Origin of the sequence: Halomicrococcus gelatinilyticus (assembly GCA_024227995.1) — an archaeon.
In the GTDB taxonomy this organism is placed as follows: domain Archaea; phylum Halobacteriota; class Halobacteria; order Halobacteriales; family Haladaptataceae; genus Halomicrococcus; species Halomicrococcus gelatinilyticus.
The window spans coordinates 1,936,064-1,949,529 of sequence record CP100465.1 but is presented as its reverse complement, the minus strand read 5'-3'; the positions used below and the strand labels follow the sequence as shown (position 1 = coordinate 1,949,529).

Annotated in this window: 12 protein-coding genes; 6 read left to right on the top strand and 6 right to left on the bottom strand. The window is 68.0% G+C overall.

Annotated elements, in window-relative coordinates; genetic code table 11:
- On the top strand, positions 1-210 hold the full coding sequence (locus tag NKT36_RS10225; protein ID WP_327050943.1) for a hypothetical protein: 210 nt from the start codon (positions 1-3) through the stop codon (positions 208-210).
- Between the two features lie 59 nt (positions 211-269).
- On the top strand, positions 270-713 hold the full coding sequence (gene arsN2 / locus NKT36_RS10220) for an arsenic resistance N-acetyltransferase ArsN2 (RefSeq protein ID WP_327050942.1): 444 nt from the start codon (positions 270-272) through the stop codon (positions 711-713).
- 75 nt (positions 714-788) lie between these two features.
- On the opposite strand, the gene NKT36_RS10215 is transcribed toward arsN2, so the two are convergent.
- The 3 genes from NKT36_RS10215 to uvrA all read right to left on the bottom strand — a co-directional run bounded on the left by NKT36_RS10215 (position 789) and on the right by uvrA (position 7,834).
- The gene (locus NKT36_RS10215; protein ID WP_327050941.1) at positions 789-3,413 is read right to left on the bottom strand and encodes a valine--tRNA ligase; all 2,625 of its coding nucleotides are present in this window, start codon (positions 3,411-3,413) and stop codon (positions 789-791) included.
- Positions 3,414-3,948: 535 nt separating this feature from the next.
- A complete protein-coding gene (locus NKT36_RS10210) occupies positions 3,949-4,494 on the bottom strand; it encodes a DUF7344 domain-containing protein (protein ID WP_327050940.1) in 546 nt (181 codons plus the stop codon).
- 352 nt (positions 4,495-4,846) lie between these two features.
- Positions 4,847-7,834, bottom strand: coding sequence for an excinuclease ABC subunit UvrA (uvrA, locus tag NKT36_RS10205; RefSeq protein ID WP_327050939.1), 2,988 nt, complete (start codon positions 7,832-7,834; stop codon positions 4,847-4,849).
- Between the two features lie 329 nt (positions 7,835-8,163).
- On the opposite strand from uvrA, the gene NKT36_RS10200 reads away from it, so the two are divergent.
- Together NKT36_RS10200 and NKT36_RS10195 are read left to right on the top strand one after the other, a co-directional pair.
- Positions 8,164-10,059, top strand: coding sequence for an ABC transporter ATP-binding protein (locus NKT36_RS10200; protein WP_327053384.1), 1,896 nt, complete (start codon positions 8,164-8,166; stop codon positions 10,057-10,059).
- A 55-nt stretch (positions 10,060-10,114) separates the two neighbouring features.
- A complete protein-coding gene (locus NKT36_RS10195) occupies positions 10,115-10,723 on the top strand; it encodes a translation initiation factor IF-2 subunit beta (RefSeq protein WP_327050938.1) in 609 nt (202 codons plus the stop codon).
- Positions 10,724-10,763: 40 nt separating this feature from the next.
- Here the strand turns inward: NKT36_RS10195 and NKT36_RS10190 are convergent, their stop codons facing one another.
- On the bottom strand, positions 10,764-10,925 hold the full coding sequence (locus NKT36_RS10190) for a hypothetical protein (RefSeq protein ID WP_327050937.1): 162 nt from the start codon (positions 10,923-10,925) through the stop codon (positions 10,764-10,766).
- Positions 10,926-11,049: 124 nt separating this feature from the next.
- The gene (locus NKT36_RS10185) at positions 11,050-11,277 is read right to left on the bottom strand and encodes a DUF7860 family protein (RefSeq protein WP_327050936.1); all 228 of its coding nucleotides are present in this window, start codon (positions 11,275-11,277) and stop codon (positions 11,050-11,052) included.
- A gap of 98 nt (positions 11,278-11,375) precedes the next feature.
- Between NKT36_RS10185 and NKT36_RS10180 the strand changes: the two genes are divergently transcribed.
- Both NKT36_RS10180 and azf read left to right on the top strand, forming a co-directional pair.
- Positions 11,376-11,606 carry a hypothetical protein gene (locus NKT36_RS10180; protein ID WP_327050935.1) on the top strand — a complete coding sequence of 77 codons (231 nt, stop codon included), beginning with the start codon at positions 11,376-11,378 and terminating at the stop codon, positions 11,604-11,606.
- 53 nt (positions 11,607-11,659) lie between these two features.
- Positions 11,660-12,406, top strand: a complete 747-nt coding sequence (azf, locus tag NKT36_RS10175) for an NAD-dependent glucose-6-phosphate dehydrogenase Azf (protein ID WP_327050934.1) — start codon at positions 11,660-11,662, stop codon at positions 12,404-12,406.
- A gap of 34 nt (positions 12,407-12,440) precedes the next feature.
- Here azf and NKT36_RS10170 read toward each other — a convergent pair whose 3' ends face one another.
- Positions 12,441-13,058, bottom strand: a complete 618-nt coding sequence (locus NKT36_RS10170) for a DUF309 domain-containing protein (protein WP_327050933.1) — start codon at positions 13,056-13,058, stop codon at positions 12,441-12,443.
- Positions 13,059-13,466 lie beyond the last annotated feature (408 nt).

Sequence of the window (13,466 nt, the reverse complement as noted above, 5' to 3'; positions counted from 1 at the left end):
ATGGTCGCCGCGATCCCCGTGCTGCCGTGGGTTGCGAGTCGACCCCTAGTCGGCACCGCGGCCATCGCGGCCGCCGGCGGCCTGGTCGTCGGCGGGCGCCGCGCCCACGCGCTGGTCCGCTGCTTCTACGACTGCGAGGGGTTCGCGTTCGACCTCGGCGGCAGGGCCCGAATAACAGTCAGACAGCTCCCCGCCGACGAGGTGTGCTGACCGATGCGTCGACCACAGCGCAGTGCCCGAACGCCTTCACAGGAGGACAGCGATACTGCATGACCGCGCCATCGCTGACCGTCCGGCAGGCGAGCGACGACGACGTCGCTCGCGTCGAATCCCTGTTGGAAACGAACGAGCTTCCGCATCGGGACGTCCGTTCGAAGCCGGAGTGTTTCTTCGTCGCCCGCTCCGGGACGGAAGTCGTCGGAATCGGCGGAATCGAGAGATACGGAGCGAACGGACTCCTTCGGTCCGTGGTCGTCGCGGAGTCGAACCGCGGACAGGGGTACGGGACGGCGCTGTGCGACGCGCTGGAGGACCGCGCACGCACTAGCGGGGTGGAGACGCTCTACCTGCTGACCACGACCGCAGCGGCGTTCTTCAACCAGCGCGGGTACGAGGCGGTCGCCCGGGAGACAGTCCCGTCGAGCATCCAGGGAACGACCGAGTTCGCGGAGCTGTGTCCGGACTCGGCGACCTGCATGCAAAAGCAGCTCTGAGGGAAGTTCGCGGCGCAGTTCGGGCGTCGAGCGTGAATCTCGACGGTCAGGTCCTCGCTGACTGACGGGCGTCGGTCAGGGGAACACGAGGACCGTCGCGTGCTCGGTCTCCAGCACCTCGACCTCCTCGCCGCTCTCGGCGCGGTACTCCTCCTCGACCGCGAACCAGTCGCCGTCGAGGGTGACCTCCTCGCCGCCGGCGTCGAGGGTGACCTCGCCGTGGGTCTGCTTCTGGGCCTTCAGTTCGGCGGGGTCGGCGGCTTCGAGCGCGCCGACGACGGCACCCGCGCGGTCGCGGAACTCCGGCCCGATGGACGAGTGGTCCGGGTCGACGTCGACCGGGGCGAGTTCGACGTTCGGGCGACCCTGCTCGATGTACACCGGCGCGGCCACCGTCTCGCTCAGGTCGTAGGTGTCCGGCGCGCGTTCGAGGTCGGCGTACAGTTCGATGCGGTCGAGGTCGGCGTTGAGCGCCATCCCCTCGTCGGACTTCCAGGCGCGGACCTCGCCGGCGACCTCGGCGATGACCTCGCCGGCCAGTTCGGCCTGCTCGTCGTGCATCGCCACGTCCGGCCAGTCGGCGCGGTGGACGCTGCCCTCGGTGCCGGGGAGGTGGTCGTACACCTCCTCGGTGAGGTACGGCGAGAACGGCGCGAGCATCCGGACGACGCTTGAGACGCAGGTGTACAGCGCGTGCCGGGCGGCGTCGCGCTCGCCGGGACGGCCCTCGTAGAGGCGACCCTTGACGAGTTCGAGGTAGTCGTCCGCGAGGTCCTCCCAGACGAACTCCCGCAGCGTCCGCAGCGCGGTGTCGTAGCGGTGGTCGGCCATGTCCGCCTCGACCGCGTCGGCGGTCCGCGAGAGCTTCGAGAGGATCCAGCGGTCGGCGTCGCGGTACGCCGGGTCCGCCACGTCGGCGGTGTCCTCGTCGAAGTGGCTGGCGGCGAACTGGAAGATGTTCCACACCTTCGTCAGGAACCGCGAGGCCGACTTGACCTCCTTCCACTGGAACTGGATGTCGCTGCCGGGCTGGCCGCCGAGCGCGAGCGACTGCCGGAAGGCGTCGGCGCTGTACTCCTCGACGGCCTCGGTGGGCGCGACGACGTTGCCCCGCGACTTGCTCATCTTGTTGCCGTCCGGGCCGAACACCATCCCGTTGACGAGGATGGTGTCCCACGGGTGCTCGTCGGCCAGCGCCGCAGTGCGCAGGAGGGTGTAGAACGCCCACGTCCGGATGATGTCGTGGCCCTGCGGGCGCAGGCCGACCGGGTCGAACTCGTCGAGGTCGAGGTCGTCGGGCCAGCCCGAGACGTGCAGCGGCGTGATGGAGGAGTCCATCCAGGTGTCCATCACGTCGGTCTCGCCGACCCACGCGTCCGCACCGCACTCGGGGCAGTCGCCGACGACGGGGTCGTCCTCCGTCGGGTCGACCGGCAGGTCCTCGCGGTCGGCGATGTGCCAGTGGCCGCACTCGTCGCACTCCCACGCCGGGATGGGCGTGGCGAACACGCGCTGGCGCGAGATGACCCAGTCCCAGTCCATCCCCTCGGTCCACTCCTCCAGGCGAGCCTGCATGTGGTCGGGGATCCACTCGACCTGCTCGGCCTGCTCCAGGATCTCGTCCTGGCGGACCTCGACGAACCACTGCTCCTTCGAGAGGATCTCGATGGGCGTGTCACAGCGCCAGCAGGTGCCGACCGACTGCTCGGTCGGTTCCGAGTCGTTGAGGTAGCCCGCGTCGTCCAGCGACTCCGCGACCTCGGTCTTCGCCGCGTCGATGGGGAGCCCCTCGAACTCGCCGGCGAGTTCGTTCAGGTGACCGTCCTCGGTGAACACCGGGCGCAGGTCGAGGTCGTGTTCGGCCCACCAGTCGACGTCCTGCTTGTCGCCGAAGGTGCAGACCATCACCGCACCGGTCCCGAAGTCGCCGTCGACGTCGTCGTCGGCGATGAGTTCGACCTTCTGGCCGAACAGGGGCACCTCGAAGGTGTCGCCGACCCGGTCGGCGTAGCGCTCGTCGTCGGGGTCGACGGCCATCCCGACGCAGGCTGGCAGCAGTTCCGGTCGCGTCGTCGCTATCTCGATGTCGTCGTTACCCACGCCCTCGAAGGTGACGTAGTACAGCGTCCCCGTCCGGTCCTCGTTCTCGACCTCGGCGTCCGCGATGGCGGTCTCGCAGCGCGGACACCAGTTGACGGGGTGTTCGTCGCGGTAGACGTAGTCGTCCATCTCGACGAACGAGCGCTGGGTCTTCGCCCAGTAGTCGGCGTCCATCGTCCGGTACTCGGCGTTCCAGTCGATGGAGAACCCCAGTTCGTTCATCGTCTCCTTCATCGCGTCGATCTGCTCCTCCGTGTGGTCGATACAGCGGTCGCGGAACTCCTCGCGGGAGACGTCCGTCCGGTGGATGCCGTGGTTCTCTTCGACCTTCACCTCGGTCGGGAGGCCGTGGCAGTCCCAGCCCTGCGGAAAGAGCACGTTCTCCCCCTGCAGTCGGTGGAAGCGGGCCGCGAAGTCGATGTACGACCACTGGAGACCGTGGCCGATGTGGAGGTTGCCGGTCGGGTACGGCGGCGGCGTGTCGATGACGTAGTCCAGGTCGGCGTCCTCGTCCGGCCGGTACACGTCGGACTCCTGCCACTCCGTCCGCCACTTCTGCTCGATACGTTCCGGGTCGTAATCGTCTGGCACGTCAGTCATGTGTTCTGGAGAATGTCAGTCGTGTCGCTGCGAGTTGTCAGGGAGAACGCGGCCGACTCGTAACGTTTCGCTACGCTAGAGACGTACTACCGACGCAGTCACGCTCATACTTCGATTGAACCCGCCTTCGCTGATAAATGTTCCCGTCCTGCGCTCCGCCGGAGCGTCAGTACCCGTCGACGGCGTCGGGGTCGCGTTCGTGTCGTTCAGATGATAGCTGCGGCGACGGTCGGCCGCCACCACGACCGTCGGGAAAGCGACGCGAAAGCGGAACGTAAGCGAGCGCTACCCCCGCAATCGGCCACCGTCCGTCGACTGGCGACATCGGACGAGTGAGCCGCTGTACGCCGACGAAGACCGTGGCTAGCAGCCGGTAGTTCGCGTCCGCTCGGCAGAACCGTCCGGTTACGGCGAGGTCGCCGACGGTGAGGTCGTCGCACGCGAGACCGTCAGCGCGACGCGCCGTCTCGCGTGGGGAGGGCCGTCCGTCCGTACCGGCTCTCGCCGCGGCCGGTTCACTCGACCGTCCGCGCAGTCACCGTGCGGTCGGCGGTCGCTCGGCGTCGCCGAGATGACGACGGCGCACGTAGTGGACCAGCGCCGAGAGGGCGAACGCCGCGACGATGATGACGCCCCAGATCTCGTCCGGGATGGCGGTAAACGGCGGGATACCGAGCCAGTCGGCGAGGACGAGGACGGCGCTGACGATGGCGAGGCCGAGGTAGTACCTGATCCACGGGAACTCGTCCTGCGGGCGCAGGTACCCCTCCAGCTGGGCGGCGTTCTCCGAGAGTTCGACGACCCCGCGACTCTGGTTGTAATCCACGATACCAGCGTCAGCGAGCTTCGGGAGGTGGGTCTGGTAGAGCGACGTGTACACCGACTTGCGTTCGTTGGCGGACAACCCCTCGACGGTCGTGTCGTTCTCCCAGGCCGCCACCTGCTCGGCGAGTTCGCTGAGTTCGACCGGACGGTCCTGCTGCTTGAGATAATGGAGCGTGTAGCGACGTCGCCGGTTTTTGAGGATGTCGAAGATGAGATCCTCGGAGAGCTTTTGTGGAGTACCGTCAGTCGAACTCATGCTATCTGGAACCCGCAATCGGTTGTTGTATCTGTGCCATGGCCACCCGTCGTTCCGCGACCGTGAGATTACCGCGGACGGCACTTTGTTATCCAGTGCTTAGCCGAACCCCACTGTAATCCACCTTACAATATCGGGGTTTAAGCCCGCAGTTCGGACGGACAACGCTAGCATTCACGCCGAGAGAGCACTTCTCGAGGCGATTCTGGACAGGAGCCCCCGTATCGCGTCGCGTCAGATTCGTGACCGTCGACCGTCCAGAAACGGAACCGGTCACGGACGGTACCCGTGCGACCCGTCCGCAGGCACACGCGCGACGCCGAGGACGGCGGCCGTGCGCCGCGTCAGCGTCTCAGTCGTCCATCGCCGCCGGCGCGCGCTGCTCTGCACGCGGCCCGTCGAGGTCGACGTCCGGAAGCTTGTCGCGGAGGTACTTCCCGGTGAAGGAGTCCTCGTCGCGCGCGACCGCCTCCGGGGTCCCGGTCGCGACGACCTCGCCGCCGTTCTCGCCGCCTTCGGGGCCGAGGTCGACGACCGTGTCGGCGTTCTTCACGAGGTCGAGTTCGTGCTCGATGACGACGATGGTGTTGCCCTGGTCGGCGAGGCGCTGAAGGACCGAGATGAGCTTGCGCTCGTCCTCCTTGTGCAGGCCCGTCGTCGGCTCGTCGAGCAGGTAGAGCGTGTCGCCGCTGTCCTTCTTGCCGAGCTCCTCGGCGAGCTTGATGCGCTGGGCCTCGCCGCCCGAGAGCGTCGTCGACGGCTGGCCGAGCTTCATGTAGTCGAGGCCGACGTCCTTCAGCAGCTTCAGCCGACGGCGGATCTGGCTGTTCGCCTCGAAGAACTCGTAGGCCTCCTCGACGCTCATGTCGAGCACGTCCGAGATGGTCGCGTCCTTGTAGGTGACGTCGAGCGTCTCGTCGTTGTAGCGCTCGCCGCCGCACTCCTCGCAGGGGACGTACACGTCCGAGAGGAAGTTCATCTCGATCTTGACGGTGCCCTGGCCGCCACACTCCTCGCAGCGGCCGCCCTTCACGTTGAACGAGAAGCGACCCTTCTCGTAGCCGCGCTGCTTGGCGAGCTTCGTCTCCGCGAACAGTTCGCGGATGTAGTCGAACACGCCGGTGTAGGTGGCGGGGTTCGACCGCGGGGTGCGTCCGATGGGCGACTGGTCGATGAGCCGCACCTTCTCGACGTTGTCGATTCCCTCGATGGCGTCGTGGTCGCCGGGGTCGACGCTCGTGTTGTCGTTCATCTCGCGGGCCAGCCCCTTGTAGAGGATGTCGTGCATCAGCGTCGACTTGCCCGACCCCGAGACGCCGGTGATGGCGGTGAACTCCCCGACCGGGATGTCGACGTCGACGTCCTTGAGGTTGTGCTGGCGTGCGCCCCTGACCGTCAGCGTGGCGTCGCTGTCGCGGCGCTCGTCCGGGACGGGGATGTCCTTGCGCCCCGCGAGGTAGTCGCCCGTGATGCTGTCGTCGTGGGCCATCACCTCGTCGACGTCGCCCTGGACGACGACCTCGCCGCCGCGCTTGCCCGGGCCGGGGCCCATGTCGATGACGTTGTCCGCGCGGCGCATCGTCTCCTCGTCGTGTTCGACCACGAGCAGGGTGTTTCCGAGGTCGCGCAGTCCCTCCAGGGTGTTCAGCAGGCGGTCGTTGTCGCGCTGGTGGAGGCCGATGGACGGCTCGTCGAGCACGTAGAGGACGCCGACGAGGCCGGAGCCGACCTGCGTCGCCAGCCGGATGCGCTGGCTCTCGCCGCCCGACAGCGTCGACGCCTCGCGGTCGAGGGTGAGGTACTCCAGGCCGACCTCCTCCATGAACCCGAGGCGGGCGCGGATCTCCTTGAGAATCTCCTCGGCGATCTTCGTCTCGCGCTCCGAGAGGTTCGCCTCCAGCCCCTCGAAGTGGGCGAGGGCGTCGCCGATGGACATCCGGTTCACCTCGGTGATGGAGGTGCCGTCGACGAGCACCGACCGGCTCTGGTCGTTCAGGCGCGTCCCGTCGCACTCGGGACACTCGGTGACCGCCATGTAGTCCTCGATGTGCTCGCGGGTGCTCTGGCTCTCGGTCTCGACGTGGCGGCGTTCGAGGTTCGGGATGACGCCCTCGAACGGTTCGTCCTTCTCGCGGACGCCGTTCTTCGTCGTCCACTCGAAGTGGACCGACTCGCGGGTACCGTAGAGGAACGCCTCCTGGACGTCGGGGTCGAGGTCCTCGAACGGCGTGTCGACGCTCACGCCGAAGTGGTCGGCGACGTTGTCGAGCTGGCGGCGGTAGTACGACCGCTGGTAGCTCCACGGCTCGAAGACGTGTTTCAGGGGTTTGCTTTCGTCGACGACCACGAGGTCCTCGTCGACCTCCTTGGTCTCGCCGATGCCCTCACACTCGGGACACGCGCCGTGCGGGCTGTTGAACGAGAAGCTCCGGGTCTCGATCTCCCGGAAGTCGATGCCACAGTGGGTGCAGGCGAGGTCCTCGGAGAACTCGACGACCAGTCGGTCGTCGCCCTCGCCCGCGGTTCCACCGCTCGCATCCGAGGCGCTTTGCGCCTCGCTCGCCAGGTCGCCGGTCGACCGCACCGTCGCGCCACCGATGTCGACGTCCGCGGGCGGGTCGGGCACGATGAGCTTCATCGCGCCGTCGGCCTCCTCCAGCGCCGTCTCGACGCTGTCGGTGATGCGACTGCGCGCCTCCTCGCTCACGGTGATGCGGTCGACGACGACGTCGACGTCGTGGTCGTAGTTCTCGTCGAGGTCCGGTCGGTCGAGGGTGAGGTCGAACTCCTCGCCGTCGACCTCGACCCGGCTGTACCCCTCCGAGACGAGGTCGTCGAACAGGTCCTCGAACGCGCCCTTCTGGTCGCGGACGACCGGCGCGGCGATCTTCGCGCGGGTCCCCTCCGGGAGTTCGAGCACCCGGCTGACCATGTTTTGGGCGCTCTGCTCGCCGACCTCCTGGCCGCACTCCGGGCAGTGGGGCGTCCCGACGCGGGCGTACAGCAGGCGGAGGTAGTCGTGGAGCTCCGTCACCGTCCCGACCGTCGACCGCGGGTTGTTCGCCGCGTTCTTCTGGTCGATGGAGATGGCCGGCGACAGGCCCTCGACGTTCTCGACCTGCGGTTTGTCCATCTGCCCCAGGAAGTTTCGGGCGTAGGCCGACAGGCTCTCGATGTAGCGGCGCTGCCCCTCGGCGTACACCGTCTCGAAGGCGAGCGAGGACTTCCCCGACCCCGAGAGGCCGGTCACCACGGTGAACGACTCGCGTGGAATCCGGACGTCGAGGTCCTTGAGGTTGTGTTCCTCGGCTCCTCGGACTTCGATGTACTCCTTGCTCATCTATACGAGAACAGCCACCGGACCGGCCTATGCCTGTCGGTTGCTCACGAAAGCGGAGCGAAAGTGGAAGCGCACGACGGCGAAGACGCGGACGTGCCGGCGGTCCGACGGCGACCGGTCAGCCCCGACTGAAAGGCACAAAGCCGCGCGGCCCCTAGCTCGTTCGGTCGGTGGTACGATTCAACGACAGTGACGAGACACGGACGGACGACGCAACGCGGCGGGAGGACGGCGACGCGACACCGGGGGAGGACGACGCAACGCGGCGGGAGGACGCCGGTCTGCCCGGAGAAGGCGACGGTCCGGCGTGGGAGGACGGTGGGGGGTCGATGTGGCGACTCTACGCGACCTACGGGCGCGGCCGCACGGTCCAGTTCGCGACCGGCGTGGTGGCGACGCTGCTGGCGCGCCTGCTGGGGCTGGTGCCGCCGCTCGTCCTCGGGCTGACCATCGACGGGGTCTTCCTCCGGGAGCGGCCCTACCGGCTCCCGCTGGTGCCGGCGGAGTGGGTGCCGGCGACCGCGCTCGACCAGCTCGCGCTGTCCATCGCCGTCATCGCGGGGTCGTTCGTCGTCGGCGCGCTGTTCTCGTGGCTGCAGAACTGGGGGTGGAACGCGTTCGCGCAGGGCGTCCAGCACGCGCTCCGGGTCGACACCTACGACGCGGTGCAGGGGCTCGACATGGGCTTCTTCGACGACCGCCAGACCGGCGAGACGATGAGCGTGCTCAACAACGACGTGAACCAGCTCGAGTCGTTCCTCACGGACGGCGTGAGCACGGGGCTGACCATCGCCGTGACGGTGCTCGGCATCGGCCTCGTCATGGTCTCGCTCCAGCCCCAGCTCGCGCTCGTCGCGCTGCTGCCGGTGCCGCTGCTCGCCGCGTTCACCTACGGCTTCGTGCGGGTCATCCAGCCGAAGTACGCCACGATGCGGGCGAGCGTCGGCGCGCTCAACGCGCGCCTGGAGAACAACCTCGGCGGCATCGCGGTCATCAAGACCGAGCGCGCCGAGCGGTTCGAGAGCGCGCGCGTCGCCGACGCCTCTCGGCGGTACTACGACGCCAACTGGGACGCCATCCGCACGCGCATCACCTTCTTCCCCGGGCTGAGCCTGATCACCGGTCTCGGGTTCGTCGTCACGTTCGCGGTCGGCGGCTACTGGCTGCTCGCCGGGCCGCCCGGCCCGCTCTCGGGGTCGCTGGCCCCCGGCGAGTTCGTCACGTTCGTCGTCCTCAGCCAGCAGTTCGTCTGGCCGATGGCCCAGTTCGGCCAGGTCGTCAACGCCTACCAGCGCGCGAGCGCCTCCAGCGACCGCGTGTTCGAGCTGCTGACCGAGCGCGGCCGCCTCGTCGCCGACGCGGACGCGCCGGCCCTCGACGTCACCGCCGGCCGGGTCGAGTACGACGACGTCAGCTTCGGCTACGACGACGAGGTCATCGTCGAGAACCTCTCCTTCGCGGTCGAGCGCGGCGAGACCCTGGCGCTGGTCGGCCCCACGGGCGCGGGCAAGTCCACCGTCCTCAAGCTCCTCGTCAGGCTCTACGACGTCGACGAGGGCACCGTCCGCGTCGACGGCACCGACGTCCGCGAGGCGTCGCCGACCAGCCTGCGTGCGGTCGTCGGCTACGTCGGCCAGACGCCGTTCCTCTTCGACGGCACGGTCCGCGAGAACGTCGCCTATGGCACGTTCGACGCGAGCGACGAGGAGATCGAGGCAGCCGCGAAGGCCGCGCAGGCCCACGAGTTCATCACGAACCTGCCGGAGGGGTACGACACGGCGGTGGGCGAGCGCGGGGTCAAACTCTCCGGCGGCCAGCGCCAGCGGGTCTCCATCGCGCGGACGATACTGAAAGACCCCGCCATCCTCGTCCTCGACGAGGCGACGAGCCACGTCGACACCGAGACCGAGGCGCTCATCCAGCGGAGCATCGCCGACGTCGCCGCCGACAAGACGACGTTCGCCATCGCACACCGCCTCTCGACCGTCCGCAACGCGGACCAGATCCTCGTGCTCGACGAGGGGCGGGTCGTCGAGCGGGGGACCCACCAGGAACTGCTCGCCGCGGACGGCCTCTACGCCGACCTCTGGCGCGTGCAGGCCGGCGAGGTCGACGACCTGTCCAGCGAGTTCGTCGAGCGCGCCATCCGGCGACGAGCGCGGGTCGAGGACGCCACGACCGACGGCGGCGAGGACGGCGACGCCGCGGTCGAAGAGGGCGGATGAGGGTCGGACGACGAAGAAGGGAAGGGTCTTTCCGTTCCGACACCCTCCCAGAGGTATGGATTACGATTCAGCTCTCGACAGGGGACTCGACGAGGTCCCCGACCTCGAAGGCGGCGACGACCGGTTCTCCTACCCGAGCGCGACGGCCCAGAAGGACGGCTCGTTCACGCGCCTGACCAACCTCGACGCCATCGCGGAGGCGCTCTCGCGCGACCCCGAACACGTCCACAGCGCGCTCCAGCGCCAGCTCGGCACCAGCGGCACCCTCGACGAGGGACGCGCGCGGTACAGCGGCAACTTCTCGGAGCGGGACTTCGACGCCGCGCTCGACGCGTACGTCGAGGAGTTCGTCCTCTGCACGGAGTGTGGCCTGCCGGACACCCGACTCGTCCGCGAGAACCGCAACCTGATGCTCCGCTGCGACGCCTGCGGTGCGTTCCGGCCCGTCACCAAGCGGACGGCCACCCAGCAGCACCAGCAGCAGGAGGCCGTCGAGGAGGGCAAGACCTACCAGGTGGAGATCACCGGCACCGGGCGGAAGGGCGACGGCGTCGCCGAGCGCGGCAAGTACACCATCTTCGTCTCGGGCGCCCGCGAGGGCGATACCGTCACGGCGTACATCGAGAGCGTCAACGGCGACCTCGCGTTCGCTCGCAAAGCGTAAGGTAGCGGCGCGGGCTCTGTCTTCGGCGCGGGCTCTGTCTTCAGGGGTCGTAGAGGCGGTCGTCGATCGCCCAGCTGACCGCGAAAAGCCCCACGACGAAGACGGCTGAGAGAACGGCCCCACCGATCGTACCGGATTCTAGCCATCCCATGACGAGTCCAGCACCTGCTGTGAATCCAGCCACGACGGTTCGCCAGTCCATACAAACGTTCACCGGTCGGAGTCGTAAGCGTGTGGCCGGCCTCCAACGGCCGTCGTACACGACACGTCGGACGGATGAACCGTTTCACGTGCCGGGGGTGCGTGCAGTCGACGGGCGGACGGCGTCACTCCGTCAGGGGCAGCAGGATGCCGAACACGAACGGCGAGAGCAGCATCGCGACGACGCCGATCGCCTCCATCTCGGTGAAGAGCACGTTCTCCCAGCCCGGTAGCGAACCGTAGAGTGCGGTGCCGACGATCTCGCCGAGTGCACCGAGCGCGAGCAGTGACACGCCGAAGAGGAAGCCGTACTTGGTGTACGTCGGATAGTCGATGTCTCCGTAGCGACCCATACGTGAGCGATATCCGCGCTAGAAGAAAACGATTCCTGACCGTAGCCGACAGTTCGTTGACACAGAAGCTACTTGCGTGGCGGGTGCCGAGAGCGGGTATGCACGATTCGCTGCTGGAAGCGGGCATCGAGATCGGGACCGTCCTGCTGTACGCCGCAGGGTCGGTGCTGTTGACCGCCATCGGCGTCGTCGCGGAGTACGACAGCCTCCAGAACGCCACGGACGGCCACCTGACGCTCGCGGCGTGGTTCGCGGTCATGGGCGCGGTCGCGCTCGTCGCCGGCGCGAAGCTCGGCTACGAGAAACTGCTCCTGCCGCGACTGGCCTGAGTCCGCTCGCAAATCGTATGGTTCTTATCGCTCGTTTGCCTTCCTCCACGTGAATGGACGACCCCGTTCTGCTCACGGGTTCCGAGGGCCGCGTCGGGTCGGCGATCCTCGCCGATCTGTCTGAGTCGTACGACTGGCGACTGCTCGACCGCGAACCCCCAGCCGAGGAGACGCCACACGAGTTCCACGTCGCGGACATCACGGACTACGACGCCGTCCGCGAGGCGGCCGAGGGCGTCAACGCCATCGTCCACCTCGCCGGCGACCCGCGCCCGCAAGCGCCCTGGAACAGCGTTCTCGAGAACAACATCGACGGGACCCGGACGGTCCTGGAGGCCGCCGTCGACGTCGGCGTCGACAAGTTCGTCTTCGCCTCCTCGAACCACGCCGTCGGCTCCTACGAGACCGAGGAGCGCAAACCCGACCTCTACCGTTCCCACGACGAGTTCCGCCTCGACGGTACCGAACTACCGCGGCCCAGCAACCTCTACGGCGTGAGCAAGGCGACCGGCGAGACCCTCGGCCGCTACTACCACGACGAGCACGACCTCCCCTTCGTCGCGGTCCGCATCGGCAACCTGACGAAGAACCACCCGCCGAAGGACTACGAGCGCGGGCAGGCGATGTGGCTCTCCCATCGGGACTGCGCGCACCTGTTCGACCGCTGCCTGCAGGCCGACTACGAGTACGAGATCGTCTACGGCATCTCGGACAACGACCGCAAGTACTACTCCATCGACCGCGCCCGCGAGGTCCTCGACTACGACCCGCAGGACAACTCCGCGGAGTACGACGCGTAGCGCACTTTCTCACCGTCTCCAGTCGCGTGCGACGTCAGTCGAACAACCCCTCGACGTCCTCCTCGCGGTGCTGGCGCTTGCTCACGTGCTCGCGCAGGCGCTGGAACACCAGTCCGCGGTTGGCCTCGTCGCGCGCGAAGTCCATGACGAGGGTGACGAACGGGCTGGTCGCGCGCCCGTCCTCCAGGTCGGCGCGGCCGAACGCGACGCCGCGCTCGACCACCGTCTCGTCGTAGGCGTACTCCTCGGCGAGGGCGTGAGCCGCCACGCCCGCCGCCTCGAAGTCGAGGTCCTCGGGCACGATAGCGGTTCCCTCGTGGGTGAGACGGGGCACCGCGACCCGTTCGACGTGTTCGGGGTCGGCGCTCGCGGCGCGGAGGTACTCGCGCACGCGCCCGACGTTCACCTCGCGGTACGTCGAGGGCAGGTCGGCGAGGTAGCCAGCGCCGCTCTCGGCGAGGCCGCGCACGCCCGCCCAGTTGTTGCCGTGGGCGTGGTGGACGGCGGCGGTGAACTGGATGAGACCGTGGAGGAACCGCTCGTCGTCGGTGCCGCGCTGCAGGTCGAGCCAGTGGTCCTCCCAGGCGTCGTGGGCGGCGTGGTGCTCGCCCGCGTTGAAGATGGCGACGCCGGCCCGGAGATGCGCGTCCATACGCATCCCGTACTCGCTACTGGCGAAAAGTTCCTTCGAGCGACGGCCTCGCGCGCCGGACGGCGCGCCGGGACCGCCTCGACCGCAGATCGCCGGGAAGGATGGTTCTACTTGGCGAGCTTCTTCGCGGCCCACTTCTTGAAGTCCTGTGCGAACAGCCGGAGGTGAACACTTTTACTCATACACGAGTAAATATTCGCGCCGAGCTCAAAAGTCCTTCGGTACGGGACGAGCGCCACGAGAGGCCCTGACAGGGCCATCGTGGAGCTACGACCGTAGAGCCGCGACGGGACGACCGGAGATGGACGCGACGACCGGAGCGGTAGCTACCGGACGGGCAGTCGAAGCAGGAAACACAGCAGTTGCTCGTCGGTGTGGCGGCTACCGTCGACCGGGAAGACGCGTCGC